25 protein-coding genes are annotated in these 25,088 nt (G+C 67.5%); 5 read left to right on the plus strand and 20 right to left on the minus strand.

Annotated features, from left to right (window positions below; all coding sequences use genetic code 11):
* Positions 1 to 59 precede the first annotated feature (59 nt).
* Positions 60 to 260 carry a hypothetical protein gene (locus ACQKLX_RS02415; RefSeq protein WP_427359143.1) on the plus strand — a complete coding sequence of 67 codons (201 nt, stop codon included), beginning with the start codon at positions 60 to 62 and terminating at the stop codon, positions 258 to 260.
* On the opposite strand, the gene ACQKLX_RS02420 is transcribed toward ACQKLX_RS02415, so the two are convergent.
* From ACQKLX_RS02420 to ACQKLX_RS02430, 3 genes are all read right to left on the minus strand, one after another.
* Positions 247 to 1,833, minus strand: coding sequence for an ABC transporter substrate-binding protein (locus tag ACQKLX_RS02420; RefSeq protein ID WP_427359145.1), 1,587 nt, complete (start codon positions 1,831 to 1,833; stop codon positions 247 to 249). The two genes, ACQKLX_RS02415 and ACQKLX_RS02420, sit on opposite strands and share 14 nt — an antisense overlap.
* A 231-nt stretch (positions 1,834 to 2,064) precedes the next feature.
* On the minus strand, positions 2,065 to 3,276 hold the full coding sequence (locus tag ACQKLX_RS02425) for a DUF2336 domain-containing protein (protein WP_427359147.1): 1,212 nt from the start codon (positions 3,274 to 3,276) through the stop codon (positions 2,065 to 2,067).
* A complete protein-coding gene (locus ACQKLX_RS02430) occupies positions 3,273 to 4,409 on the minus strand; it encodes a transglycosylase SLT domain-containing protein (protein ID WP_427359149.1) in 1,137 nt (378 codons plus the stop codon). Before ACQKLX_RS02430 ends, ACQKLX_RS02425 begins: the two co-directional genes overlap by 4 nt.
* 136 nt (positions 4,410 to 4,545) lie before the next feature.
* Between ACQKLX_RS02430 and ACQKLX_RS02435 the strand changes: the two genes are divergently transcribed.
* Together ACQKLX_RS02435 and ACQKLX_RS02440 are read left to right on the plus strand one after the other, a co-directional pair.
* Positions 4,546 to 5,037 carry a MaoC family dehydratase gene (locus ACQKLX_RS02435; protein WP_326872072.1) on the plus strand — a complete coding sequence of 164 codons (492 nt, stop codon included), beginning with the start codon at positions 4,546 to 4,548 and terminating at the stop codon, positions 5,035 to 5,037.
* Entirely contained in the window at positions 5,037 to 5,912 is an 876-nt protein-coding gene (locus ACQKLX_RS02440; protein ID WP_427359151.1) for an HpcH/HpaI aldolase/citrate lyase family protein, read from the plus strand. The genes ACQKLX_RS02435 and ACQKLX_RS02440 overlap by 1 nt, the downstream gene beginning before the upstream one ends.
* An 8-nt stretch (positions 5,913 to 5,920) precedes the next feature.
* On the opposite strand, the gene ACQKLX_RS02445 is transcribed toward ACQKLX_RS02440, so the two are convergent.
* Entirely contained in the window at positions 5,921 to 7,480 is a 1,560-nt protein-coding gene (locus tag ACQKLX_RS02445; protein WP_427359153.1) for an MFS transporter, read from the minus strand.
* Positions 7,481 to 7,609: 129 nt separating this feature from the next.
* Here ACQKLX_RS02445 and ACQKLX_RS02450 point away from each other — a divergent pair, with 129 nt between their 5' ends.
* Positions 7,610 to 8,518 carry a LysR family transcriptional regulator gene (locus ACQKLX_RS02450; RefSeq protein WP_427359155.1) on the plus strand — a complete coding sequence of 303 codons (909 nt, stop codon included), beginning with the start codon at positions 7,610 to 7,612 and terminating at the stop codon, positions 8,516 to 8,518.
* Positions 8,519 to 8,601: 83 nt separating this feature from the next.
* Here ACQKLX_RS02450 and ACQKLX_RS02455 read toward each other — a convergent pair whose 3' ends face one another.
* The 3 genes from ACQKLX_RS02455 to ACQKLX_RS02465 are packed head-to-tail and all read right to left on the minus strand — an operon-like array spanning position 8,602 to position 9,973.
* Positions 8,602 to 8,787: a hypothetical protein gene (locus ACQKLX_RS02455; protein WP_427359157.1), complete on the minus strand. Its 186-nt coding sequence runs from the start codon at positions 8,785 to 8,787 to the stop codon at positions 8,602 to 8,604.
* A gap of 5 nt (positions 8,788 to 8,792) precedes the next feature.
* The gene (locus tag ACQKLX_RS02460; RefSeq protein ID WP_427359159.1) at positions 8,793 to 9,398 is read right to left on the minus strand and encodes a flavin reductase family protein; all 606 of its coding nucleotides are present in this window, start codon (positions 9,396 to 9,398) and stop codon (positions 8,793 to 8,795) included.
* 5 nt (positions 9,399 to 9,403) lie between these two features.
* Entirely contained in the window at positions 9,404 to 9,973 is a 570-nt protein-coding gene (locus ACQKLX_RS02465) for a nitroreductase family protein (protein WP_427359161.1), read from the minus strand.
* A 117-nt stretch (positions 9,974 to 10,090) separates the two neighbouring features.
* Here ACQKLX_RS02465 and ACQKLX_RS02470 point away from each other — a divergent pair, with 117 nt between their 5' ends.
* On the plus strand, positions 10,091 to 11,026 hold the full coding sequence (locus tag ACQKLX_RS02470; protein ID WP_427359163.1) for a hypothetical protein: 936 nt from the start codon (positions 10,091 to 10,093) through the stop codon (positions 11,024 to 11,026).
* Between the two features lie 168 nt (positions 11,027 to 11,194).
* Here ACQKLX_RS02470 and ACQKLX_RS02475 read toward each other — a convergent pair whose 3' ends face one another.
* From ACQKLX_RS02475 to argS, 13 genes are all read right to left on the minus strand, one after another.
* On the minus strand, positions 11,195 to 11,950 hold the full coding sequence (locus ACQKLX_RS02475; RefSeq protein ID WP_427359165.1) for an SGNH/GDSL hydrolase family protein: 756 nt from the start codon (positions 11,948 to 11,950) through the stop codon (positions 11,195 to 11,197).
* Between the two features lie 11 nt (positions 11,951 to 11,961).
* Positions 11,962 to 13,146, minus strand: coding sequence for an OpgC family protein (locus ACQKLX_RS02480; RefSeq protein WP_427359167.1), 1,185 nt, complete (start codon positions 13,144 to 13,146; stop codon positions 11,962 to 11,964).
* Positions 13,147 to 13,404: 258 nt separating this feature from the next.
* Positions 13,405 to 14,232 (minus strand): twin-arginine translocase subunit TatC, encoded by an 828-nt coding sequence (gene tatC, locus ACQKLX_RS02485; protein WP_427359169.1) that lies wholly within the window; start codon positions 14,230 to 14,232, stop codon positions 13,405 to 13,407.
* On the minus strand, positions 14,229 to 14,783 hold the full coding sequence (gene tatB / locus ACQKLX_RS02490) for a Sec-independent protein translocase protein TatB (RefSeq protein WP_427359171.1): 555 nt from the start codon (positions 14,781 to 14,783) through the stop codon (positions 14,229 to 14,231). Before tatB ends, tatC begins: the two co-directional genes overlap by 4 nt.
* Positions 14,784 to 14,882: 99 nt before the next feature.
* Positions 14,883 to 15,125: a twin-arginine translocase TatA/TatE family subunit gene (locus ACQKLX_RS02495; protein ID WP_057193021.1), complete on the minus strand. Its 243-nt coding sequence runs from the start codon at positions 15,123 to 15,125 to the stop codon at positions 14,883 to 14,885.
* A 69-nt stretch (positions 15,126 to 15,194) separates the two neighbouring features.
* Positions 15,195 to 16,238 (minus strand): ABC transporter ATP-binding protein, encoded by a 1,044-nt coding sequence (locus ACQKLX_RS02500; RefSeq protein ID WP_427359285.1) that lies wholly within the window; start codon positions 16,236 to 16,238, stop codon positions 15,195 to 15,197.
* Positions 16,239 to 16,354: 116 nt separating this feature from the next.
* Positions 16,355 to 17,041, minus strand: a complete 687-nt coding sequence (scpB, locus tag ACQKLX_RS02505) for an SMC-Scp complex subunit ScpB (RefSeq protein ID WP_427359174.1) — start codon at positions 17,039 to 17,041, stop codon at positions 16,355 to 16,357.
* Positions 17,042 to 17,047: 6 nt separating this feature from the next.
* The gene (locus ACQKLX_RS02510) at positions 17,048 to 17,866 is read right to left on the minus strand and encodes a segregation and condensation protein A (protein ID WP_427359176.1); all 819 of its coding nucleotides are present in this window, start codon (positions 17,864 to 17,866) and stop codon (positions 17,048 to 17,050) included.
* 67 nt (positions 17,867 to 17,933) lie between these two features.
* Positions 17,934 to 18,947: a beta-N-acetylhexosaminidase gene (gene nagZ, locus ACQKLX_RS02515; RefSeq protein ID WP_427359178.1), complete on the minus strand. Its 1,014-nt coding sequence runs from the start codon at positions 18,945 to 18,947 to the stop codon at positions 17,934 to 17,936.
* 149 nt (positions 18,948 to 19,096) lie between these two features.
* Entirely contained in the window at positions 19,097 to 20,188 is a 1,092-nt protein-coding gene (locus ACQKLX_RS02520; protein ID WP_427359180.1) for a TRAP transporter substrate-binding protein, read from the minus strand.
* 173 nt (positions 20,189 to 20,361) lie between these two features.
* Positions 20,362 to 21,288 carry an arginase family protein gene (locus ACQKLX_RS02525; protein ID WP_427359182.1) on the minus strand — a complete coding sequence of 309 codons (927 nt, stop codon included), beginning with the start codon at positions 21,286 to 21,288 and terminating at the stop codon, positions 20,362 to 20,364.
* A 186-nt stretch (positions 21,289 to 21,474) separates the two neighbouring features.
* Positions 21,475 to 23,106 (minus strand): SPOR domain-containing protein, encoded by a 1,632-nt coding sequence (locus ACQKLX_RS02530; protein WP_427359184.1) that lies wholly within the window; start codon positions 23,104 to 23,106, stop codon positions 21,475 to 21,477.
* A gap of 188 nt (positions 23,107 to 23,294) precedes the next feature.
* Positions 23,295 to 25,061, minus strand: coding sequence for an arginine--tRNA ligase (argS, locus tag ACQKLX_RS02535; RefSeq protein WP_427359186.1), 1,767 nt, complete (start codon positions 25,059 to 25,061; stop codon positions 23,295 to 23,297).
* Positions 25,062 to 25,088 lie beyond the last annotated feature (27 nt).

A 25,088-nucleotide genomic window follows, 5' to 3' on the forward strand; every position in this document is an offset into this window, starting at 1 on the left:
GCCCGCCTGCCGCCCCCGCCATTGCCATACTGCCAGCCTTGTATTGGCTGCGCAGCCTCATGGCAGCGCTGGCCGGCTTCGTCGCGGTCCTCGTGCTCGCGCTCCTGGCCGACCAGCTCCTGCGCTCGCTCGGCCTGCCGCCGCCAGCGGCCCAGCTCACACCGGAACTCGGCCGCCAGGCGCTTGCGGCCTGGCTGCGGGCAGGCTGCCTGCTGCTCGGCGGCCTCGTCGCGAGAGCGGCGTGCTCTAGATGCGCTTGACGTTCCAGAAGGTCGGGAAGCTCGGCAGCACGCCCTCCAGCTTGCGGCTGAAGGCCGTCGGCTGGAAATACTGGCCGAGCGGCGCGTAAGGCACGTCCTCGAAGGCCTGCTTCTGCAATTCGGCGGCGATTGCCTGCTTGGCCGAAAGATTGGCGGCCTCCATCCAGGCCTCGCGCAGCGCCTCGATCTTGGGCGCCACCGGCCAACCCGGCCAGGCCGCCATGCCATTGCCGCGCAGCGAGATGTGGCCGACAGGATCGAGGATATCGATGCCATTCCAGCCGGTGAAGAAGCAATTCCAGCCGCCATTGCCAGGCGGCTCCTTGTTGGCCCGGCGCGTCACCACCGCACCCCAGTCCATCACCTGATAGTCGACATTCATGCCGATGCGCTTCAGCATCTCCGCGCCGACCTCGCATTCGGCCTTGAGATTGGCGAGATCGGTGACGCCGAGCAGCACCACCTTCTCGCCCTTGTAGCCGGCCGCCGCCAGCGCCTGCTTGACCTTGCCGATGTCGCGCGGGCCGTTCAGCACCTCCATGCCGGCATCGTTGGCCATCGGCGTGCCCGGCGGGAACAGGCCGACGCCGGTGCGCCACAGCGTCTTGTCGGGCCCGCCAACCGCCTCCATGAACTCGGCCTGGTCGATCGCCATCAGCACGGCGCGGCGGATCGCCGGATTGTCGAAGGGCGGATGCAGATGGTTCATCCGCATGATCGCGATCGAGCCCGTCGTCTCCTTGATCGCGACCTCGAGCTTCGGGTCCTTCGCCAGCAGCGGCAGGATATCCGGCAGAGGCTGCTCCACCCAGTCGATCTCGCCGCTCTGCAAGGCTGCCGCCGCCGTCGCCGGGTCCGGCAGGGTGTGCCATTCGATCCGCTCGACATGGACGATCTTCGGCCCGGCGGTGCGGCCGGGCCTGCCGTCGCTGCGCGGCACGTAGCCCGCGAACTTCTCGTAGACCGACCGATTGCCGGGTTGGCGCTCGCTCGCGACGAAGCGGAACGGCCCGCTGCCGATCACCTCGGTGACCTGCGTCGTCGCCTCGGTCTTTGCGAGACGCTCCGGCATGATCACCGGCACCGCGGCCGTCATCTTGGCGAGCGCATCCGGCAGCAGCGGAAACGCCTTCTTCAATCGGAAGCGCAAGGTCTTGTCGTCGACCGCGGCGAGCTCGTCGGTTTGCGCCATCAGCGTCTGGCCGAAGGCATCGCGCTTGCCCCAGCGGTTCAGGCTGGCGACGCAGTCCTTCGCCAGCACCGGCGTGCCGTCATGGAATTTCAGGCCGTCGCGCAGCTTGATCGTCCAGATCTTGCCGTCGGCTTCGGCGAGCGCGCCCTCGGCCATTTGCGGCTGGGCCTTGTAGCTCTCGTCCTGCCCGAACAGCGTGTCATAGGCGAGGAAGGCGTGATTGCGGGTGACGGTCGCCGTCGTCCAGATCGGATCGACGACGGCAAGATCGCCCTGCGGCACAAACTTGATGACATTCTTGTCGGCGCCACGGCCGATATTGGGTTTGCTGACCGCAAAGGCGGCAGCCGTGCCTGCGATGAAAGCGCGACGTGTCGGCATTTCAGGCTCCCTGGAGCCCGTTCCGATCAGCTTGCACCGCAAGCCGATCGGCAAACGGTCTCCAAACTAAAGGGAGAGACGGATTCACCGATCAGATTGGAACAATCTGATCGGACCCGGCTCTACAACAGGGCGTCGATCCGGGATGGTGAAGCCCTGGCGATACGGCGGGCGTCAGGCAACCAGCATGCCAGCGGCCGGTCAAGCCGGCCGTCGAATCACCAGGATTGTTCAGGCCGCGTCGCGCAGGTCGCCGAGATCGAGCTCGATCAGGAAGTTTGGATCGGCTTCGACCAGCAATGCCAGGGCCGCATCGTCGGCAAGCGAATCCGCCAGCGCCCGAGCTTCGTCGCGAGCCGCCTCCGCATCGAGCCGACGCAGCAGCGCCATCAGCGCATTCACACCCGGCCCTTCAAGGCCCTCGCAGGCGATCAGCACCTGCGCCAGCAGGTCCCGGTCGATGCCGCCCGCGCCACGATGGCCGGGGGCCACTTCCTTCAGTGCCGCCACGGCAGCGGCGAAGGCCGGCAGCAAGGCTTCCGGCATCGTCGCCTTGCGATAGAGCGCCTTGAGGCCGGCGCCACGCCGGTCCCAGAGCAGCGCGCGCACGCGCTGCAGCGGCAGGTCGGACAGTGCTGCGAAGGCGGATTCGGCCAAAGCCGGCTCGCCGCTCAGCAGCGAGCGCAGGATCACGCCCGGCGTCAGGCGGCCGTTCTCGCGCAGGCAGTCGACGATCGCCGGGGCATCGCTGGCCTCGCTGCCGGCAGCGAGCGCGACCGCGACCCGCTCGGTCGATTCGCGGGCGAGCCGGGCGCTGCGCTCCTCGGTGAGCCAACCGCAGCCGGCGACGAAGGCGGCGAGCGCATCGGAGACCTTGGCCGCGATTGCCTGGCGCAGGCCCGCCGGCAGGTCGTCGCGCACCAGCATCGCCTCGCGCACGGCCCCGGCCTCCCCCTCGCGCTCGAAAATGCGCTCCAGCGAGAAATCCGGAATCTCCGCCGTCGGATTGGCGAGCAGCGCGACGAGCGCTTCCTCGCAGCCGACTTCGGCGAGCGCGGCGCAGATGCCGGGCGACAGCCAGGGCCGCTGCGCGATCGCGCGCTGGGCGAGGTCGTCGCCGATCGCAGCAGCATCGACCAGATCGGCCTCGGTCAGCACCGGCGACTGCGCCAGCAGCAGGGCCGCAACGTCGCTCTGCTCGGCGATCAGGCCGAGCACCAGATTGCGCGGCGCCTGCGGCGCGGCGGCGAGTTCCTCGGCGAGCGCCCGGCGCACCAATGGCGAGGGATCGTCGACCAGCGCAATCAGCGCTGTCTCGGCTTCGCGCCGATCCTCCGGCGACATCGCCGAGCGCAGATAGGCACCGGCCAGCGCGGCAGCGCCTTGCGCCCGCGCCTCGGCAGGCGCGGTGCGCGCCCAGAGTAGGAAGCGCCGAACGATCATCCGCGCCTCCCATGGGTCATGAACTGGCTGAGATCGAGCGGCCCACGCCGCGGCTTGCGGGCCGGAGCCGTTTCGCTGGAAGCGGTCTGCGTATCCGCCATTGCGAGGCCGCGCGGCCGCGACGGCGGCAGCGGCGCATTGACGGTCGCTGCAGTAGCCGAGCTGCTCGCGGCGTCGGCCTTGCCCGTCTTGCCAGCGGGCGCAGCTTCGCCGGCACCAGCCACCGAGCCGACACGCGGGAAATAGCGGGTCGACGGATCGTCGTCGACCGAACGGGATGCCCCGCCGCTGCGCGGCGTTGTCCAGAGATTGGCGACTGCTTTCGAGACCGGTGCGCGCGGCCCCTCGGTCGAGAACAGGCCGATCAGCCCCTTGGCCCGGCCCGGCGCCAGGGCGGCGGCGATCGGCACCACCGGCGGCTCGGCCGCATAGGCGCTCGCGGTGGCAGGCGCGCCCGTCGGCCGGGCTTGTGCCAGCATCGCGCCAGTGGTCGCGGCGACCTGGGTATTGGCGTGGCTGGCGGCGAGCAGGCCATAGACCTCCTGGGCACTGCGGGCCCGGCCAGCCTTGTCATAGAAGATCGAGCGGTTCGCGGCGGCAGCTTCCGGAAAATCTCGCGCGGCGGCGCGGGTCGGGTCGTTGCCGGCCGTGCGGATCAGGTCGGACGCGCCCCGCGCTCCCAGCACATGCGCCATATAGAGCTCGCCGGCCTGCGGCTGGCGCCCCAGCGCCTGGCCGAGCTGCTCGGCATTCTTCTGTGTCAACGCGCCGGCCATCACCGTTGCGACATGCGGATCGGTGCGCAATTGTAGGATCTTCTCGCGCAGCGCCGGATCGGACACCGTCAAACGGCCATTGCCGTCCTCGCTGATCGCGCCGGCATAATTGGCCATCCCTTGCTTCGGCCCCTCCTGCCGCATCATCGACAGCCAGGTCTGCTCGATGAACTGAAACAACCCGGTCGCGCTCGACGTGCGCGCCTTCGCATCCGGCTCGAGCGCGGATTCGCGTTGCGCCGTCTTCAGGAGATAGTCGAAGCCGACACCGGTCTTGTCCGCGCCTTCCTTGATCGCACTGACCACAGGATTGGCGGGCGTTGTCTCGCGGGTGCTCGGCGTGCTGAAAAGGAACATTGGGTCACTCGGGCCGCTGCCGTTCCAGGCGGACCGGAGCACCCGCAGAGACTGGACCGATTATGGTAAGCGAACCGTTAAAACGGCCGTTTGCCAGAGCCGGCCCCGAACGGAAAAATGCCACAGGAGCAAGACGATGGCGGAAGCGGCGCGGCATAAGCGGGGTGGGCTCTACTTCGAGGATTTCGAGATCGGCGCCTCGATCGAGCATCGGCTGACCCGCACGGTCACGCAGATGGACAACATGCTGTTCTCCAACATGACGCTGAATCCGCAGCCCTTGCACATCGACGCGCATTTCTGCGCGACCGAGACCGAATGGGGCAGGCCGCTGATGAACTCGCTGTTCACGCTCGGCCTGATGATCGGCATATCCGTCAACGACACCACGGTGGGCACCACCATCGGCAATCTCGGCATGACCGACGTCACCTTCCCTGCCCCGCTCTTCGAGGGCGACACGGTGAATTGCGTCACCGAGATCGTCGCCAAGCGCGAATCGAAATCGCGGCCGGATGCCGGCATCGTCGACTTCCATCACCGCGCCTACAAGCAGGACGGCACGCTGGTGGCGCAGTGCCGCCGCCAAGCCTTCATGAAGAAGCGTCCGGTCGGAGGGCAGGCCTGATGCGCTCCCTCCTCTTCGTCCCCGGTGACAACCAGAAGAAGCTGCAGAAGGGTCTGGAGAGCGGCGCCGATGCGCTGATCCTAGACCTGGAGGATTCGGTCGCGCTCGATGCCAAGCCGGCTGCCCGCGAGCTCTCCCGCGATTTCCTGAAGGAGGTCTCCACCAAAGCCAGGCGCCCCCGCCTGATCGTGCGCGTCAACGCGCTGACGACCGGCATGACCGAGGCCGACCTCGACGTGGTCATGGAGGGCAGCCCCGATGCAATCATGCTGCCCAAATCCGAAGGCGGACCGGACCTCAGTCATCTCGCCGCCCATATCGCGGTGCGCGAGGCGGAATATGACCTCCCCGACGGCGGAACCAAGATCATCGCCATCGCCACAGAGACCGGCAAGGGCATCTTCGGCCTCGGCAGCTATGCCGGCGCCAGCCACCGCCTCTCCGGCCTGACCTGGGGTGCCGAAGACCTCTCGGCCGATCTCGGGGCCGAGACCAACCGGCTGGAGAACGGCAGCTATACCGATCCCTACCGGATCGCCCGCTCGCTGCTGCTCTTCGCGGCTTCAGCGGCGCAGGTCGACGCGATCGACACCGTCTTCACCGCCTTCCGCGACGATGCCGGCCTGCGCGCCGAATGCGTCGCCGCCCGCCGCGACGGCTTCACCGGCAAGATGGCGATCCACCCGGCGCAGGTGCCTGTAATCAACGAGGTGTTCTCGCCCTCGCCCGAAGCGCTCGCCAGAGCCGAGGCGATCATCAAGCTCTTCGACGAGAACCCTGGCCTCGGCGTCGTCGGGCTCGATGGCGAGATGCTCGACCGGCCGCATCTGATGCGCGCCCGCCGCTTGAAGGCGCGCGCGCAGAAGCTGGGCTGACCAAGGCCTCAGGCATCGGACTCGGCGCAGGCGATCGCTGCCCCGGCCTGCGCCGTGTGCCTGACTGTACCGAAGATCAGGAAACTGATTGCAGCCAAGACGCCGGCGCTGATGCCGCCATAGAGCATCACCCAGCCGAAGCCCTGCACCAGCGCGGCGTGCACGCCGGCGCCGGACGGATCGTGAAGCGTGAGGATCGGATAGGCCTCTCGCAGCGAGCCGAGATTGCCGGCGGCGATCGATGAGGCCAGCGCCTGCAATTGCGAGCGATCGAAGGCGGCCGAGACGACATCCGGCAGCGACGCCCTGATCCCCTCGATCAGGATGAGCCCCATCACTGCGATATTGATCGCAAGCGCGATCAGCCGCGCACTGATGTCGATGCCTGACGCCATGCCCGAGCGATTGCTCGGAACCGAGCCGGTGGTGGTGTTCGTCACCGCCGTGCTGGTCAGGCCGAGGCCGATACCCGCCAGCAGAGCCCCCGGCAGCAGGGTCATCCAAGTCGCCTGGGCAAGGCTGCTGCCGAACCACATCGCGATGAAGCCGGCGCCGATCGCCAGCATTCCCAGGGGAATGACGAGCTGCGGCCCATGACGCTCCAGCAAGCGGTCGGACACGGGCGGCATCACCATGAACGGCACGGTGTAGGCCAGCAGCAGGAGCCCGGTGGCCTCGCTCCCGAGACCGAGGCCGCTTTGGACGTAGATCGGCAGGTAGATGATGAACGGCCAGTAGCTGAAATTCATGCCGATGCAGCCGATGATCGCGCCGCTGAAGCGGCGGATTCGGAACACGGAGAAGTCGAACATCGGCTGCGCCGCGCGCTTCTCCACCACCAGGAAGGCGAGGAAGCTGGCCAGAGCCAGGCCGGCGAGACCGAGCGCCGTAGCTGTACCCAGTTCGGCGCCCTGCGTGATGACATAGGAGAAGCCGAAGACCGCCAGGGTCAGCGTGACGATACCGGCGACATCGAGCGTCTTCGCCTGCGGATCGCGCGATTCGCGGATGCCTATCGCAGCGGGGACCAGCGCCAGGACAGTCAGCGGGACATGGATCAGGAAGACCCATTGCCAGCCGGCCAGGCTCGCGATCATGCCGCCGATCACCGGGCCGAAGCCGAGCCCGATTCCGCTGACGACACCCCAGATGGTGAAGGCTCTGCCCCGTTCGCGCCCGTCCGGGAACTGGTGCGAGATGATGGCGACGGCGCAGGTCAGCATGGCCCCGCCGGCCATGCCTTGCAGGAATCGACCGGCGATCAGGACCGCAGCGCTCTCGGCCAAGCCGCAGATCAGCGATGTCACGCCGAAGGCCGCGGTCGTCGCGATGAAGACGCGCTTGCGGCCAAAGCGGTCGGCGAGCGTGCCCGTCGCCATCAACACCGCCGTACAAGCGATGGTGTAGGCGTTCATGATCCATTGCAGCGCCTTGAAGTCCGCAGGCAGCACAGATTCCAGCGTCGGCAGGATGACCGGCACGCTGGAGATCTCGAGTCCGAACATCAGGGACGCGAGGCAGGCGGCAGCCAGCGCTGCCGCATTTCGCTTGGAAGGAGAAATCGCCATGACGAGCACCTTTCGGATCGATCCGCTTCGTTCGGGATCGACGGAGGCACTTCGTCTATGGGCAGACCAGACATGATAGAAATGATTTAATTTCGTATCTTTCAGTTCATGTGATAATAAATCTGCGTCATGGATTTTGCGCCTGAACTGTTGCGCGCGCTCGTCGCCGTCGCCGAGGCCGGTGGGTTCACCCGCGCGGCCGAGCGCCTGCATCTGACGCAATCGGCCGTCAGTCACCAGATCCGCCGGCTGGAAGATCAGGTTGGCACGCCTCTCTTCGTCCGGACCACGCGCAAGCTGGCGCTGACCGAGGATGGCGAAGAGTTTCTGCGCCATGCCAGGCAGATCTTGCAGGCCCATGCCGCCTTGAGCCGGCGCTTCCAATCTTCCACTCTCGCAGGCTCGATCCGTTTCGGCGTGCCGGAGAACTTCCTTGGCGACGAGCTGCCGCAATTGCTGAGTCGCTTCGCCCGTGCCTACCCTTCCGTGCGCCTCGAAGCCTCGGTCAGCGTCTGCCAGGACTTCAGCGTCGGGATCGAAAGCGGCGAGCTCGACCTCGCAGTGGCGATGCGCCGGGCCGGCGAGACCGGCGGGACCGTGCTGCGGCGCTCGCGCTATGTCTGGGCCGCCGCCGAGGATTTCGCGGTTTCACCGGGCTCGTCGCTGCCACTGGCGCTGTCGCATCCGCCCTGCCTCTGCCGCGCGGTCGCGATCGATGCCCTGGCTGGCTCCGAGGTCGAATGGCACACCGGCTTCACCTCGGCCAATCTGCACGGATTGCGGGCGGCGATGCTGGCGGGACTCGGCGCGTCCATCATCGCCGATGACGAGATCGAGCCGGGAATGAAGATCCTCTCCCCGAGCTACGGCCTGCCGCCGCTGCCCGATCTGGAATTTGCGCTGATCTGGTCTGACGGCGGCAAGACACCCTGCGCGCGCGAACTCGGCCGGCTGATCGCCGACACCGCCAAGAGCCTCGGCAGCCCAGTGTTGCATCGACCGGCGCGGGCGAAGGCGCTGGCTGGCAAACCGGGTTAACCGGGAGCTCCAAGCGATTCGGCCGATTCGGCTTTTCCATTTTGCGCCGGACCGCGACCGCCCGGTTCAGGCGCGGATCGCGTTCACTTGATCTGCCGGCACTCGTGCCGCGCCGCGCTCGCCAGGCATTCCTGCGCCTTCCTGGCGGTGTTGAGTTCGCGCAGCAGCCAGAACCCCGCTCCGATCATCACCAGCACGGCGATGATCGCGAGCAGGTTGACGGTCATCCGCCATTGCTCGTCCGGCTCCTCGTCCTGGCGCCGGACCATGGCGCTCAGCCGCCCGCAGGCCGGGTGATCGAGAACAATTCGCTGACCTCGGCATAGTCGCTGTAGCCGCAGCGCGCGATCGGATTGGCCTTGGCCGTGTCGAAGCGCCCATCGTGGATGAAGGCTTCGTCGACATAGGCCGCGACGACCTGGCCGAGCACCATCCAGCGCGGCACATCATTGCCGTTGACATCCCTAAGCTGCTGGATCGAGAGCAACTTGCATTCGAGCGCGGCCGGGCTCGCGGCGACCCGCGGCGGCTTGACGAGGCGCGAGGGCGCCATCTCCAGCCCGGCATGGGCGTATTCGCTTGTCCCCCGCGGCAGTGGTGCCGAGGTCAGGTTCATCTGCTGGTCGAGCGCCCTGGTGACCAGGCTGCAGGTGAACTCGCCGGTCTCCTCGATGAAGGCGACCGCATCCTTCTTGTTCTCGGAGGAGAACATCACGATGTTCGGCCGGGACGAGATCGCGTTGAAGAAGCTGTAGGGCGAGAGATTGACCTCGCCCTTGGCATTCAAGGCCGTGATCCAGCCGATCGGCCGCGGCGCCACGATCGCCTTGAACGGGTCGTGCTTGAAGTCGAGGTCGCGACCGCCATCGGTATAGTACACGGCGCTCACCCCTCGAACCGGCTGACGATCGCGGCGAGATCGGGCCGTTCGCGATCGGCCGGGCGGCCATCCGCCTTGCCGAGATGGACGAAGCCAGCGATGCGCTCCTCCGGCTCGAGCCCGAAGGCGTCCAGCACCTTGCGGTCGAAGGCGAACCAATTGGTCAGCCAGGAGCCGTTGAAGCCGAGCGCCTCGGCGGCGATCAGCATGTTCATGCAGACTGCGCCGGCCGAGAGTTCCTGCTCCCATTCCGGGATCTTCTCATGCTTGCGGGCGCGCGAGACCACGGCGATCACCACCGGGGCGTGGAGCAGGCGCTTGCGCTCGAACGCGACCTTATCCTCGTCTGCCTGCGGATTGCGCTCCTTGAAGACACTGCCAACGATCTCGGCCGCCTTCTCCTTGGCCGGGCCGGAGAACACGATGAAGCGCCAGGGCGCGAGCTTGCCATGGTCAGGCACGCGCGCCGCAACGGTCAGGATTTCGCTGAGCTGGGCATCGTCCGGCCCCGGAGCGGTGAGAAATTGCGGCGGCACCGAGCGACGGAGCTTGAGCAGGGAGAGCGTGTCGGTCATGAACGATCCGGAAGATGGCGCCGCGGCGGGGATGGTGGTTCCCAGTTAAGGTTTCGCCATGATGAGGACAAGCGAACCTGCTCCTTCCCCGGTGCAAGGACGATGACGGCGCAGCGCATGTTTCAACGCGACGAGTTCCAAATCCTGGCTGTGACGCCAGCAAGAGCGGCGCGCGCGGCAATGGCTGCGCTATTGGCGGCACTGGCCGTGTCGGGGCCTGTCTTCGCCCAGACGCCCGACGCCGCGCCTTCGTCGACGACGCCCGGATCGCCCGCCCCCATCGCTCCAGCCGCACGTCCCGGCCAGGTCACGCTCTCGCTCGGCGCTCAGTTCTCCGGCAATCGCAAGCCGATCCGCTCCGGCCTGGTCTGGCGTGTCCTGACTGAAACCGTCGACGGCTCGCCGCCCAAGATCGTCGCTCGTTCGAACGAGGCGGAACCCAGCTTCGCGCTCGACCCCGGCGTCTACCTGCTCCACGCCGCCTATGGTTTCGCCAGCGCCACCAAGCGCGTCACGCTCGGCGCCCAGGGCCTGAGCGACCGCCTCAGCATCAGCGCCGGAGCGCTCTCGCTCGCCGGCTCGATCGGCGAGACGCCGATCGCGCCGGCCCAGCTCAACTTCTCGGTGTTCGTGCCGCTGCAGGGCAATTCCGAGGGGCGGCTCGTCGCGTCCAACGCCAAGTCCGGAGAGCTGATCCGCCTGCCGGAGGGCACCTATCACATCGTCTCGACCTACGGCGATTCGAACGCGATCCAGCGAGCCGATGTTCGCGTCGAATCCGGCCAGGTCACCCAGGCGACGCTGCACCATCGCGCTGCGCAGGTGACCTTGAAGCTGGTCGCCGGCCCCGGTGGCGAGGCCTTCGCCGGCACCGCCTTCAGCGTGCTCACCCCGGGAGGCGACGTCATCCGCGAGGCAATCGGCGCCTTCCCGCAGGTGATCCTGGCAGAAGGCGATTATGTGCTGATCGCCCGGCAGGAGGGCCAGGTCTTCTCGCGCGACTTCAAGGTCGAGGCCGGCCGCGACCGCGACATCGAGGTGATCGCGCGCTGAACAAGCCTGCCATTCCGGGGCTTCGCGCAGCGAAGAGCCTGGAATCCATATCCACTGATCAAGACAGCGGACGCGGCACGGCCAACGTCCTTTCAGGAAACGGCATTGGTTATGGGTTCCGGGCTCGCTGCTATGCAGCGCCCCGGAATGACGAAGAGGTTCGTATCCTCAGTTCGTCGGCTTGCCGGGCTCCCGTCCGCCGCCGAGCTCGGCTGCGATGCCGTCGGCGAGGCGGATTGCCAGGCAGCGATAGCCGGATTCGACGACCTGGAGCCCGTCCATGCCGACGATCTCCTCCTCGCTGAAGCGCTTGGAGCCCGACCAGTTCTTCATCATGACATAGCGCGGGAAGACCGGGACGCCGGTCTCGCTTGCGACCTTGGCGAGAACCGCCCGGTAGTCGTCGTATTTGGGATAGCGCCCCTCGCGCGGCAGCCAGGGCATGTCCATCAGCACGAGGTCGATGCCGGCCTCCTGCAGCTTGGCGATGCCCTTGCGCAGGATCTTGGCCAGCTTCTCCTCGCCGATATCACGAATGGCGTCGTTGACCGCCGTCTGCCAGATCACCAGAGCGGGCTTCTCCGGGATGACCTCGCTCTCCAGCCGTAGATACATCTCATAAGCCGACTGGCCGCCGACGCCGAGATTCGTGACCTTGATCTCGCGCGTCGGCAGGCGCCGGCGCAGCTCCTCTTCCAGCACGGCAGGGTAGCTGCGGCTGGCTTCGCCGGAACCTGTGCCGGCGGTCGTCGAGGAGCCAATCGCGACGATGGCGAGGCGGTTGGTTTCGGTGAGCGTACGCGCCGAGACCGGCAGGACCGGCTTGAACGGGTTCTGCGCAGCGCCGGCCCGGCAACGCGCCTCGACCATCGGCACGACAGGTTTCGGCCCGGCGAATGCCGGCAGGGCCGACGCCAGGATCAAAAGAAGGGCGCTCAGGCCGTAGCGGCCTGCTCGCGCGGGGCGCTGGCGGCGCGTGCCGTGAGCGTCTTGTACCACGAGAGAAAGGTTCCTAGCCCGAGCAGGATGGTAGTCCCGCCCAGTGTTACGAGCAACTGCACCCAAAGAGTGAAGGAGCTCTCCGCAAGGATGATCTGGCCGGCGATCGCCAGCACGATCCCGGCGCAGAAGACTTCCAGCGAATGCCGCCCCAGCGCAGCGAGCCGCCGCCCGGCCATTCCGCTCAGGGCACTCGTATCCGGCCGCACGAAGCGCAGCACCAGCCAGGTCAGCGCCGCCAGGTGCGCGACACGCGGCCAGGCGAGATTGGTCTTGTCGATGCCGATCTGCAGGCTATCGATCCAGTCGTTCAGGAACGAGACGCCGAACGGATTGCCCGAGGACAGCTTCACCATCGCAGCGAACAGAAGGACGGTGGCGGCCACGATATCGAGCAGGCGCAGCTTCGGCACGCGGGCTCCGACGAGACCGAGGCGGCCGATGACGACGCCGAGCGTGAACAGCATCTGCCAGGCAAAGGGGTTGAAGAACCAGCCGCCCTCGCCCGGATGGTTCGGCAGGTTGAGCCCGGCATGGGTGGCGCCCTGCCAGATCGCGACGGAGACAAGCAGCGCCGCGAGCGGGCTGGTTCTCGCCGTGACGTAGATCAGCGGGAACAGCGCCAGGAGCACGATGTAAAGCGGCAGGATGTCGAGATAGAACGGCTGGTAGACCAGTCCGAGCGCATTGACGATCGCCGCCTGGGTGTCGCTGAAGAAGGGCTGGATGTTGATCGCCTCGACATAGAGCGCGTTCTGGGTGCGCACCACCGCGGTCGCCACGATGCCGCAGACCAGCACGAACAGCGCCAGATGCGCGATATAGAGCGTCCAGATCCGGGCGCCGACCTTGAGCGAACCGACGAGCAGGCCGCGCTGGTCGATCAGCCGGCCATAGGCGAAGGCGGCCGAGATGCCGGCAAGCAGCACGAAGACGTCGGCGGCGTCCGAGAAGCCGTAATTGTGCGGCATCGCGGCCGAGACGATGTTGCCGGGCATGTGGTTGATGAAGATCACCAGCAGAATCAGGCCGCGGATCACGTCGATGCGCAGGTCGCGGCCGGGTGAGGCCGCTTCGCGCGGGCCCTTTCCGAACAGCATCAGGCGCCAGAATCCGCTCACGTCACCACCGCATCGCCATGTCCGGCCAGTGAGGCGGCCGCACATTCGTTCATCTGCTGTTCATCTTAACATTGTGTTGCCGGTAAGGCTCCGGAGCTGCGGATCACAAGCCTGTGCATCAACGTGAAGGAGAAGCTTTGGTTCGGCGGTGGCGAGCGTACGCAGCTCAGCGATCCGTCAGCGGCTTCAACAGCCTGTGACGGATCGCATCACTCTTGAACGAGTGATGGCATGAGCTGGGTGAGTGGCGGAGCTGCGCTAGGCGCCTGCGTCCTCGGCCGCCTTCGCCGCGTCGCGCTTCTTCTCGACCCGGCGCACCGAGAATACCGACAGCTCGTAGAGCAGCAGCATCGGGATCGCGAGCATGAGCTGCGAGATCACGTCCGGCGGGGTCAGGACCGCCGCGATCACGAAGACGAAGACGATGGCGTAGCGGCGCTTGTCCTTCAGGAACTGCGCATCGATGATTCCCGCCTGGCCGAGCAGGGTCAGGATCACCGGCAGCTGGAAGGAAATGCCGAAGGCGAAGATCAGTGTCATGATCAGCGAGAGGTACTCGCTGACCTTGGGCAGAAGCGCGATGCCGGCCTGCCCGTCCGTCGCCGCCTGCTGCATGCCGATCGAGAACTTCATCAGCACCGGCATGGCGAAGAAGAACACCATCGCCGCACCGGCGACGAAGAAGATCGGCGTCGCCGCCAGATACGGCGCGAAGGCCTGACGCTCGTTCTTGTAGAGCCCGGGCGCCACGAACTTGTAGATCTGCGTCGCGATCACCGGGAAGGCGAAGAAGCCGGCGCCGAAGGCCGCGATCTTGATCTGGGTGAAGAGGTACTCGAGCGGCGCGGTGTAGATCAGCTGCACGTTCGCGCCCGGGCCCGCCGCCCAGATATAAGGCTGGACCAGGAGGTTGTAGATCTGCGTCGCGAAGGCGAAGCAGATGAAGAACATGATCAGGAAGGCGACGAGCGACTTGATCAGCCGCGAGCGCAATTCGATCAGATGGTCGATCAGCGGCGCCCGCGACGCCTCGATCTCGTCCTCGCCCGCGCGCTTCGGCTCGGTATTCGCCTCGACGACGCTCATGCCGTCTCTCCGCCCTCGGCCTCTGCGGCCTTAGGTTTCCGCTTGCGTGCGGGCTTGGCCGGCGGCTCCTCCGCCGGAACAGCTTCAACGGCCACGGCCGGCTCCTCGGTCGCGACGGTCTTGCGGCGGCGCTTCGGCTTGGTTTCCGGCTCAGGCTCGGCGACCGGCGCCGGCTCGATGCTGACGGGCGCCGGCAGGTCGGGCGCGGGCAGCTTGGCGAGCGTCGCCTCGGCATCCTTCATCGCCTTGTCGTCGGCGGCAGCCGGCTTCGAGGCGTCGGCGGCGCCGAAATCCTTCATCGGCTCGATCGGATCGAAATTGGTCGAGGCCTGGATCGAATTGCCGATGTCGTCGACCTGCTTCTTCAGGTCGGTGAGCTCGGCCTCGCGCATCGCGTCGTTGAACTGGCCCTGGAATTCGGAGGCCATGCGCCGAATCTTGCCGATCGCCTGCCCGGCGGTGCGCAGCGCCCCGGGCAGGTCCTTGGGGCCGATCACGACGAGCGCGACGCCCCCGATCAGCAGCATTTCGCTCCAGGCGATGTCGAACATCGACGGCCGGTCCTTTAGGAAATCTTGTATGGCGCCCGGTGAGCGCCGGAGACGGTTCCGATCGGCATCGAGCCGATCGGCGAACGTGCTCCTACGAGATCAGGCCTTGGTCTCGGCCTTGGCCGGCTGCGGGGTCGCGGTCTGGGCCGTCTGGTCGATCACCTTGGGATCGGCCGGCTGCTGCGCGGCGGCCGGCGGCGTCTCGTCCTCGGCCATGCCCTTCTTGAACGACTTGATGCCCTTGGCGACATCGCCCATCAGTTCGGACACCTTGCCGCGGCCGAACAGCAGCATGACGATGACGCCGACGACGATCCAGTGCCAGATGCTGACGCCACCCATGGCGGTACTCCTCCGAAATTGAACGCGCGGCCCGACTTGTCCCGACGGGCCAGATGCTTGTGCCGGAAACTAGGTGTCCCCTACAGGGAACACAAGGACTTCGTCCATCGTAATGTCGATACCGACATCCTCGCCTTCGACGAGGGAATCCCGCCGCGTAGGCAACCGCGCCATCAGCGGCTTGTCGAGGCCATCGACCGCCAGCTCGATATGGTCGACCTCGCCGAGGAAGCGCCGCGTCACCACCCGCGCCGGCAGGCAGAACCCTTTCGGCACCAGCCGGATCGCCTGGGGGCGCACGCCGACGACCGCGTTCGCTCCGTCGGCCAGGTCAGGCGCCGGAAACCGCCCGAGCGGGGTATCCACGGCGCCATTCCGCGCTACGGCCTCGATCTCGGTAAGATCGCAGAAAAATCGGGCGGCAAAGAGGCTGGCGGGTCGGCGGTAGAGCTCTTCTGCGGTGCCGGTCTGGACGATGCGGCCCTGCTGCATCAGCACGATCCGGTCGGCGACGCGCATCGCATCCTCGGGATCATGGGTGACGATGATCGAGGTCGCGCCGATCTCCTGCAGCAGCGCCATGGTCTCGTCGCGCACCACGTCACGCAGCCGGCGGTCGAGATTGGAGAAAGGCTCGTCCATCAGGAGCACGCCGGGGCGCGGCGCCACGGCGCGCGCCAGGGCCACGCGCTGCTGCTCGCCGCCCGAAAGCATGTGTGGATAGGCCTCGGCGAGGTCGGCGAGGCCGACGCGGGCGATCGCGCGCAGCGCCGTGGCATCGGCCTCGGCATTGCCATAGCCGCGCAGGCCGAAGCGGACATTCTCGCGCACGGAGAGATGCGGGAAGAGCGCATAGTCCTGGAAGACGAGACCGACCCCCCTCGCCTCCGGCTCGACGAAGCTGCCAGGTGAAGACACGTCCCGTCCTTCGAGCAGGACACGGCCTGCGCTTGGCCGCTCGACCCCGGCGGCAAGCCGCAGCAGCGTCGTCTTGCCGCAGCCGGAATGGCCGAGCAATGCGACGATCTCGCCGGGTGCGACATTGAGCGAGACCCCATCCAGCGCCGTCACAGCGCCGAATCGCTGCGTGACCGCGTCGAAGCCGAGCGCCATCGGGATGGCGGCGCCGGCCGTGCCGCGCCGTCCCCATCCCAACCAACGCGCTCTGCCCTCGCTGCGAGCCAACTCGTTCTCCTGCCGGCCTGCCGGGCTCAATCCCCTGCGCTGTGCTAGCTGGCTTCGCCGTCGTCAAGCGGCGTGAACAGGTCGCCGAGCGGATCCTCGTCGTCGCGCAAGCCCGGATCGTCGTCGGGAACCGGCACGGTGAGGTCCTTGGCGAGGCGCCCTTCGATGAAGCCGGCGCCCTTCAGTTCCTCCAGCCCCGGCAGGTCGTCGATCCGGTCGAGCCCGAAATGGTCGAGGAAGGCCGGCGTCGTGCCGAAGGTCACTGGCCGCCCGGGCGAGCGCCGCCGGCCGCGCAGCCGCACCCAGCCGGCTTCGAGCAGGATGTCGAGCGTGCCCTTGGCAGTGGCGACGCCCCGGATCTCCTCGATCTCGGCCCGCGTCACCGGCTGGTGATAGGCGATGATGGCGAGCGTCTCCAAGGCGGCACGCGAGAGCTTGCGCGGCGGCTCGGCCTCGGGCGCGAGCAGATAGGCGAGATCGGGCGCGGTGCGGAAGGCGAAGCCGCCGGCGACGCGCTGCAGCGTCACCCCGCGCAGCGCATAGGTCTGCTGCAATTCGGCAATCACCCGCTCGATCGGCACATTGGCCGGCACCGACTTCGCGAGGTCCTCGCCCGAGAGCGGCTGCACGGATGCGAACAGCAGCGCCTCGACGATGCGGCAGGCACGCGCCAGCGCCTCACCGGCATCCCAGTCTTCCTCGTCCTCGCGTTCGGCTTCAGCCACGGCCATGGCGCCTCACAGGCCGAGCGTCGGCGGCCGCGCCGAACGGCGGCGGACATAGAGCGGCGAGAAGGCGCTGTCCTGGCGCAGATCGAGCACGCCTTCGCGCACCATCTCCAGCATGGCCGAGAGCGACGAAGCCCTGACCGTCGCGGTCATCGTTTCCAGCGGCAGCCCATGACTGCGCATGTAGCGGGTGAGATAGCCGTCGATCGCGGTCCACTCCCCGGCCTCGCCGACCAGCCGCGCCAGCGCCTCGCGCGCATCGACCAGCGACAGCACCTGGCGATGGCCGACGCTCATCGGCTGGCGGATGCGCTTCTGGCGCTGCTGCGCATAGGCGGCCAGCAAATCGTAGAGCTCGGCCTCCCAGGTCGGCCGGTCGGACGAGGCGATCACCTCCGGCGCCCCACGGGCGAAGACATCGCGGCCGAGCCGCTCGCGCGTGGCGAGCCTCTGCGCCGCGGCGCGGATCGTCTCCAGCCGCTTCAGGCGCAGCGCCAATGCGGTCGCGAGATCGGCAGCGCTCGGCTCCTCGCCCTTGGGCGGCTCCGGCAGCAGCATGCGGGATTTCAGATAGGCGAGCCAGGCCGCCATCACCAGATAGTCGGCGGCGAGCTCGAGGCGCAGCGCCCTCGCCGTCTCGATGAAGGAGAGGTACTGCTCGGCCAGCGCCAGGATCGAGATGCGGGAAAGATCGACTTTCTGGCGGCGGGCAAGATCGAGCAGCAGGTCGAGCGGCCCTTCATAGCCGTCGACATCGATCATGAGCGAGGGTTCGCCGGTCATGCGCTCCGGCGTGCCGTCCTCCTGGAATGGCAGCTCAGCGGCCATCGATGGCCAGTTCCCCTGTCCTGCCCCGCCCATCCGGCGGGACCGCAACCCCGGGGAGAGAATCAGCCTAACCGCCGCTCAAAGCAAGGGCGCTGGCAAGCTGCGCACGGGTTCTGTCCACATCGAGTGGCTCCGGCTCGTGCCGGATGCGTGCCAGCGCCATCGCGGCGCGGCGGGCGCGCTGACCATTCATCTCCGGAACGGCGCCGGCGATCGCCACCATCTCGTCCATGATGCCATGGCAGTGCAGCACCACGTCGACGCCGGCCCGGATCGCCGCCTTGGCCTTGTCCTCGAACGAACCCGAGAGCGCCTTCATCGAGATGTCGTCGGTCACGATCACGCCGTCATAGCCGAGCTCGCCACGCATGATCTCGCGCACGATCTTCCGGGAGATCGTCGCCGGGCGGCGCTTGTCGAGCGCGGTGAAGACGACATGCGCCGTCATCGCCAGCGGCATGTCGGCAAGATGCCGGAACGGCCGGAAGTCATGGGCGCGCAACTCATCGAGGCTGGCTTCGACCACCGGCAAATCGTGATGGCTGTCGGCCTTGGCTCGGCCATGGCCGGGCATGTGCTTGATCACCGGCAAGACACCGCCCGCCAGCAGCCCCTCTGCCGCGGCCCGGCCGAGCGTCGCCACCATGGCGGGATCGCGTGCATAGGCGCGGTTGCCGATCACGTCATGGCTGCCGGCGATCGGCACGTCGAGCACCGGCAGGCAGTCGACATCGATGCCGACGCTCTTCAGGTCATGCGCCATCAGGCGCGCCGAGAGCCGGACGATCTCGCGCTGCTGCACGGGATCGTTGATCGCGAGGAAGGCCAGCGCCGGCGGATAGGGCGGCCAGTGCGGCGGCCCCATGCGCTGGACCCGGCCGCCCTCCTGGTCGATCAGGATCGGCGCCTGCCAGCCGACGCAATCGCGCATCTGCGCCGTCAGCGCAGCCACTTGCGCCGGATCCTGCGTATTGCGCTTGAACAGGATGAAGCCCCAGGGCCGCGCGTCGCGGAAGAAGGCCCGCTCGTCGGGGGTAAGGCTCGTGCCGAGGCAACCGGCGATGAAGGCGCGCGAAGTCATGGCGCCGTTATCGCCGATTCGGGGGCGGGCCGCATTGCGTCATTCTCGGGCGGAGCGCAGCGCAGACCCGAGAATCTCATGACGAGAAAGCGCCACCAGGAGCCTCCTCCGGCCTGAGATGCTCGGGTCAAGCCCGAGCATGGCGGCACCTACCGCAGCGACTGCGAGGCCTGCGCGTTGAAGGCGTCGAACGGCAGTTCGGCGACGCGGAACCAGAGCTGCTCCTTCTTCCAGTACGGCAGGAAGGAATCCCACAGCGTCTTGAAATTCGGATTCTTCGCCGCCTGGTCGGCATAGAGCGCGAAGGCCTCCTTGAAAGCAGCCTGCATCACGTCCTGCGGGAAGGCGCGGAGTTCCGCGCCGGCTGCGATCAGGCGCAGCAGCGCATCGGGATTGCCATGGTCGTATTTCGCCATGCACAGCGCGTTCGCCTCGGCGCAAGCGGCTTCGACGATGGCGCGGTAATGCGCCGGCAGCCCGTTCCACTTCTCCTGGTTGGCGATGAAGCTGACATTGGCGCAGCCTTCCCAGAAGCCGGGATAGTAGTAGTACTTCGCTACCTTCACGAAGCCGAGCTTCTCGTCGTCATAGGGGCCGGAAAACTCGGCCGCATCGATCGTGCCGCGCTCCAGCGCCGGATAGATGTCGCCGCCGCCGAGCGTCTGCGGGACCACGCCGAGCTTCGACATGATCTGGCCGCCGAGGCCGGCGATGCGGAACTTCAGCCCCTGGAGATCGGAGGCGCTCTTGATCTCCTTGCGGAACCAGCCGCCCATCTGGGCGCCGGTGTTGCCCGAGGGAATGGTGTGGACGCCGAACTTCTTCATCAGGTCGCGGCAGAGCTCGAGCCCGCCACCCTGATAGAGCCAGGCGTTCTGTTGGCGGGTGTTGAGCCCGAAGGGCAGCGAGGTCTCGAAGGCGAAGGCGGTGTCCTTGCCGATATAGAAGCTCGCCAGCGTGTGGCTGCATTCGACCGTGCCGTTCTGCACGGCGTCGAGCGCCTGCAGCGCCGGAACGATCTCGCCCGCGGCGAAGGTCTGGATCTGGAAATTGCCGTCGGTCGCCTCGGCGACGCGCTTGGCGACCTGCGTCGAGATGCCGAACAAGGTGTCGAGGCTCTTCGGATAGCTCGAGGTCAGGCGCCAGTTGATCTTCGGATTGGTCTGCGCGATCGCCGGCGCGGCGATGGTCGCGGCGGCGGCCCCGGCGGCCGAGGTCTTGAGAAGCTTGCGGCGGTCCATGGTGGTTCCTCTCACTTGCGGGCCTTCCGCATTGTCAGATCGGATTGGGCCGCGGATTCGGGGGCGAAGCTAGAGCACGCGCAGACCACGCTCCAGCCACGGCGCCGCAACGCGCGCATGTCCGGATCGCGGGAGCAATCCTGGATTCTTGCACAGCGGCATGGGGATGTGGTTCAGCCGCCCGCGCTGCGAGCCAGGAGGCCGGCGCCCAGCATGGCCAGCCGGCAGACCGTGCGGGTACCGAGGCCGTCGATGTCGGCCTCCGGCACGAATTCCACGATATTGAAGCCGACGATCGGCGCCCGCTCGGCGACGCCGTTCAGCAGCGTGACGACCTCGCCGAAGCCCAGCCCGCCGGGCGTGCGGCCAAGCACGGCGGGCACGACTGAGGGATCGAAACCGTCGACATCGAAGCAGACCACCACCGGCCGGCCCGGCGGAACGGCCTCGATCGCCGGCGCCATCCCCCTCGCCCGCAGGATGCTCATATCGATCAATTGCGCTCCAGCGGCCCTGGCTTCCGCTACGTCCGAAGGCCGGGCGCTACCGGTACCGCGCGCGCCGACCTGCACGATCGTCTTGACGCCGTCGAGCTCCGAGGCCCGCCGCATCGTGCTCGACAGGCCGAAGCGCTCGCCCTCGACCTCCTCGCGCCAGTCGATATGGGCATCGACCTGCAGGATCGTGACCTCGCCGCGCGCCGCCAGGGCCCCGAGCGCCGGAATCTGGACGCTGTCGTCACCGCCGAGCAGCAGCGGCGCGGCGCCCCGCGCCAGCAGCGCCTCATAGGCCGCCGCGATTCGCGCGCGATTGCCGGGCAGATCGGTGGGATCGAAAGCGAGGTTGCCGCAATCGACGAACCGCCGACCATCAGGAAGCAGCGGCCCGCCGAGATCGAAATCGTAATGCGTGAGCTTGGCCACTTGGCCAGCGCTGGCGCGGCGGATGGCGACCGGTGCCGATTCGCTATGGGCCCGGCCGGACGGATAGGGCGTCGCGGCCGGAATGCCGATGACCGCAACCGCACCATATGGCACCGCTTCTGGCGCGAACCCCTCGCAGCTGAGGAAGCGCGGTTCGTTGGTCGGATCGGAAGACATGCACTGGAGGCCCGCATCGCTGGAGACGGCGTCCAGCCTGCCTCGCCAGCGGAGCCCGGAGCAAGCGAAAGGCAGTCGGATCGCCCGAACACTATCCGCATGAGCTCAAAGAAAACGCCGGCCGCGTTTTCCGCGGCCGGCGTCGGTTCTTATCGGCTGAGGAGCCCTGGCGCCGCTTGCGGGCGATCAGTTCTTGGCGATGAAGCACTGGCCGCCGGCAGCCTGCAGCGCCGTGCACATCGAGCTCGCATCCTCGCGGGCATACGGTCCGACGCGCAGGCGATAGACGGTCTTGCCGCCGGCGAGCTCGGTCTTGCGGATGATCGGGCTCTGACCGGAGAGCTGGTCAGGATATTTGCGCTGCAGCGCCGCGAAGGTGGCGCGCGCCTCGGCCTCGCTGCCCGGTGCACCGAGCTGCACGGCAAAGCCGCCATTGGGATCGGTCCGTGGACCGGCTGCCGCCGGGGCGGCCGCCTGCGTCTGCTGCTGCGGTGCAAGCGCGGCGGTGCGGGTATTGGCAGGCGGCGTCTGGGCAGCCGGCGGAGTCGCCGGGGCGGCGGCGCGCTCCTGCGTTTTCGGCGCCGTGGCCGGCGTCGCACCGGGCTGCTGCGGACGCGGGGCGGCCTGGACCTGCGCAGCCGGTGCCGGCGTTGCCGAGGCCGGGCGGTTCGACGGGGCAGAGCCGGTCACGATGCCTTGCCCGGCGCCATTCGTGGCTGCGGCGTTGGCGGGAGCCGGCGTGCCGTCGGGACGGATCGCGACCGTGCGGACCTTGCGCGGCTCGCCGAGGCCCGGCACAGCCGGGATCGGCACCAGGCCGGGCTCGGTCGGAGCAAGGCTGGCGGCGGCGGTATCGGTCGGCGTGATCGCGCCGTTCGAGCTTTGAGTCGGGCGCGGCGCCATGGAGCGCGCAGCCTGCTGCACGTCGACCGGCTGCTCCTCGCGGCTGACCACCTTGGTCTTGTCCGCGGTAGCATCGCCGCTGCGCTCGTAGATCTGCTTGTTCTGGTTCGGGATTTCGGCGCCGCCCGGATTGACCGGAGCGACCTTGGACGGACCATTATCGGCCGTGATCACCGGCGGCTGACCGTTGACGCCGGCCGGGCGACCATTGCGGAAGACCATCGCGGCGCTGACGCCGCCAACCGCCACGACGACCAGCGCCGCCGCCGTCAGCATGCCCTTGCGCGAACGCGAGCGGCGGAAGTCACGATACTCGTGCTCGTCGTCCTGGGGCTGCGCGTCATAATCCGCTGCGGCCTGAGGGTAACCCTGCACCGGCTGCGGAGCGTAGGCGTGGACCTGCCCAGCCGCCTCGTCGAGATCGCGCGGCTGCTCGGGGACGTAAGGATGCGGTCCCTCCTGCTGCATCGCATAGGGTTGTGCCCGCACCGGTAGCGGCTCCGGCTCGTCATGGTCGTGCACCGGCGCAGCGGGCGCCGGCGCGACCGGCTGCGGCGCGGCCTTCACCGGCTCGGTGCGGCGCAGCAGCGCCTCGAACTCGTCGAGCGCGCCGCGCACATCGGCCGGCGGCGGAGCAGATGGAACCGGCGGCGCAGTGACCAGCGTCGGCTGGAAGCTCGGCTCGGTACGAGCCCAGGAGGCGGGCTGGGGAGTCGCCGGAGCGGCGGAACGCGCCGGCTCGGCCGGGCGGCCGGCGAAGAGCTCCTTCAGCGGATCGTCCTGCCCGACGAGACGGGTCAGCTCCATCAGCGGATCGGAAGCCGTACCCGGCTTCTGCGGCTGGGCCGCTCCGCGCAGCTGACGCTCCAGATCGTCGAGATCGAGGGCGAAACGGTTTCTAGCTGGCTCGCTCATGACATGATCCATTCCAGCGCATGCCGCCATCCATCAAAGGACGCCGCCACAGCGCGGTCAATCTGACGAAAGCTCTAGCCGACCCGCTTTCCAGCATGCCGGCCAACGCCGCCTTCGTATCGGACCCGGCGGGCGCTGGCCGGATCGTCCTGATCCGCAAAGCACCCGATGCGCCGGGATGGATCCCGTCAGCGCATCTCCTCCGGCGCCGTCACCCCAACGACCGCCAGACCGGAAGCAAGGACGCTGCGTACCGCATGCACGAACGCCAATCTTGCCGAGGTCGACTTTCGATCAGTTTGATTAACGAACCGTAATTGCGGCGAGTCTTTGCCCTTGTTCCACAGCGAGTGGAAGGCGCTTGCCAGATCGTGGACGAAGAAGGCGACACGATGGGGCTCGTGTGACGAAGCGGCGGCGTCGATCATCCTCGGATAGGCGGCAATCATCTTGACGATGCCGATCTCCGACTCATCAGTCAGCAGGCCAAGGTCGGCCTCAGCCAGCGCCTGCGGCGACAGGTCCAGGTCCGGGAAGGCCTCGGCCGCCTGCCGGAAAATCGAGGCACAGCGCGCATGCGCGTACTGGACGTAGAAGACGGGATTGTCCTTCGACTGCTCCACCACCCTGGCGAGATCGAAATCGAGCGTCGCGTCGTTCTTGCGGAAGATCATCATGAAGCGCACCGCATCGCGGCCGACCTCGTCGATGACCTCGCGCAGCGTCACGAAATCGCCGGAGCGCTTCGACATCCGGACCTGCTCGCCATTGCGCAGCAGCCTGACCAATTGGCAGAGCTTGACGTCGAGCGCGCCCTGCCCGTTCGTCACCGCCTTCACGGCCGCCTGCATGCGCTTGACGTAGCCGCCATGGTCGGCGCCCCAGACGTCGATCATCTCGGCGAAGCCGCGCGCGAACTTCGAACGGTGATAGGCGATGTCGTTGGCGAAATAGGTGTAACTGCCATCCGACTTCAGCAGCGGCCGGTCGACGTCGTCGCCGAACTTGGTGGCGCGGAACAGGGTCTGCTCGCGATCCTCCCAGTCCTCGTCCTTCTGGCCCTTGGGAGGCGGCAGCCGACCCTCATAGACCAGGTCGCGGGAGCGCAGATCCTCGATCGTCTGGTGGACGGCGTTGGAATTGCCGTCCCGGCCCTGCAGCGAGCGCTCCGAGAAGAACAGGTCATGGACGACCCCGAGGGCGGCGAGATCGTCGCGGATCATCGCCATCATCCCGTCGATAGCCGCCTGGCGCACCAGCGGCAGCCATTCCCACTCCGGCTTGTCGCGCAGCGAGGGACCATATTGCTCGGCGAGCGCCTGCCCGACCGAGACCAGATAGTCACCGGGATAGAGCCCCTCGGGAATCTCGCCGATATCCTCACCCAGCGCCTCACGATAGCGCAGGAAGGCGGAGCGGGCGAGCACATCGACCTGAGCGCCGGCATCGTTGATGTAGTATTCGCGGGTGACGTCGTGCCCGGCAAAGGCGAGCAGGCTCGCCAGCGCGTCGCCGAACACAGCGCCACGGCCATGGCCGACATGCATCGGCCCTGTCGGATTGGCCGAGACGTATTCGACATTGACCTTCGGCTCGCCCTTCGGCGCGCCACGGCCATGCTCGGTGCCGGCCAGCACGGCGGCTTTCAGAACTGCAGTGAAAACAGCGGGTTGCAGCGTCAGATTGATGAAACCGGGCCCGGCGATCTCGGCCTTGAGCACATCGCCGTCCCTGGCGAGCTCGGCGACGATCAGCTCGGCGAGCGCGCGCGGCGCCATGCCGGCCTCCTTGGCCAGCACCATGGCAGCGTTGATGGCGAGATCGCCATGGGCCGGGTCCTTGGTCGGCTCGACCACGACGCGCGCCAGCGACAGCCCGGAGGGAATGCGGCCGGCTTCAGCCAGCCCGGTCAGGACGGTGGCGAGGCGTGCGGAGAAAGTCTCGAAAATGTTCATGGCGACCAGCAATATCTTGGGAAAGCG

Source organism: Allobosea sp. NPDC003192 (assembly GCF_050275675.1).
Taxonomy (GTDB): domain Bacteria; phylum Pseudomonadota; class Alphaproteobacteria; order Rhizobiales; family Beijerinckiaceae; genus Allobosea.

Coding starts and splice junctions, on each gene's coding strand:
- ACQKLX_RS02425 (WP_427359147.1), bottom strand. CDS start 3,276: ATGATCGTTCGGCGCTTCCTACTCTGGGCGCGCACCGCGCCTGCCGAG.
- tatC (WP_427359169.1), bottom strand. CDS start 14,232: ATGAGCGTCGTCGAGGCGAATACCGAGCCGAAGCGCGCGGGCGAGGAC.
- ACQKLX_RS02440 (WP_427359151.1), top strand. CDS start 5,037: ATGCGCTCCCTCCTCTTCGTCCCCGGTGACAACCAGAAGAAGCTGCAG.
- ACQKLX_RS02450 (WP_427359155.1), top strand. CDS start 7,610: ATGGATTTTGCGCCTGAACTGTTGCGCGCGCTCGTCGCCGTCGCCGAG.
- ACQKLX_RS02455 (WP_427359157.1), bottom strand. CDS start 8,787: ATGGTCCGGCGCCAGGACGAGGAGCCGGACGAGCAATGGCGGATGACC.
- tatB (WP_427359171.1), bottom strand. CDS start 14,783: ATGTTCGACATCGCCTGGAGCGAAATGCTGCTGATCGGGGGCGTCGCG.
- argS (WP_427359186.1), bottom strand. CDS start 25,061: ATGAACATTTTCGAGACTTTCTCCGCACGCCTCGCCACCGTCCTGACC.
- nagZ (WP_427359178.1), bottom strand. CDS start 18,947: ATGACTTCGCGCGCCTTCATCGCCGGTTGCCTCGGCACGAGCCTTACC.
- ACQKLX_RS02445 (WP_427359153.1), bottom strand. CDS start 7,480: ATGGCGATTTCTCCTTCCAAGCGAAATGCGGCAGCGCTGGCTGCCGCC.
- ACQKLX_RS02420 (WP_427359145.1), bottom strand. CDS start 1,833: ATGCCGACACGTCGCGCTTTCATCGCAGGCACGGCTGCCGCCTTTGCG.
- ACQKLX_RS02520 (WP_427359180.1), bottom strand. CDS start 20,188: ATGGACCGCCGCAAGCTTCTCAAGACCTCGGCCGCCGGGGCCGCCGCC.
- ACQKLX_RS02495 (WP_057193021.1), bottom strand. CDS start 15,125: ATGGGTGGCGTCAGCATCTGGCACTGGATCGTCGTCGGCGTCATCGTC.
- ACQKLX_RS02415 (WP_427359143.1), top strand. CDS start 60: ATGGCAGCGCTGGCCGGCTTCGTCGCGGTCCTCGTGCTCGCGCTCCTG.
- ACQKLX_RS02500 (WP_427359285.1), bottom strand. CDS start 16,238: ATGGCGCTCGGCTTCGACGCGGTCACGCAGCGATTCGGCGCTGTGACG.
- ACQKLX_RS02435 (WP_326872072.1), top strand. CDS start 4,546: ATGGCGGAAGCGGCGCGGCATAAGCGGGGTGGGCTCTACTTCGAGGAT.
- ACQKLX_RS02430 (WP_427359149.1), bottom strand. CDS start 4,409: ATGTTCCTTTTCAGCACGCCGAGCACCCGCGAGACAACGCCCGCCAAT.
- ACQKLX_RS02470 (WP_427359163.1), top strand. CDS start 10,091: ATGTTTCAACGCGACGAGTTCCAAATCCTGGCTGTGACGCCAGCAAGA.
- scpB (WP_427359174.1), bottom strand. CDS start 17,041: ATGGCCGTGGCTGAAGCCGAACGCGAGGACGAGGAAGACTGGGATGCC.
- ACQKLX_RS02510 (WP_427359176.1), bottom strand. CDS start 17,866: ATGGCCGCTGAGCTGCCATTCCAGGAGGACGGCACGCCGGAGCGCATG.
- ACQKLX_RS02465 (WP_427359161.1), bottom strand. CDS start 9,973: ATGACCGACACGCTCTCCCTGCTCAAGCTCCGTCGCTCGGTGCCGCCG.
- ACQKLX_RS02530 (WP_427359184.1), bottom strand. CDS start 23,106: ATGAGCGAGCCAGCTAGAAACCGTTTCGCCCTCGATCTCGACGATCTG.
- ACQKLX_RS02525 (WP_427359182.1), bottom strand. CDS start 21,288: ATGTCTTCCGATCCGACCAACGAACCGCGCTTCCTCAGCTGCGAGGGG.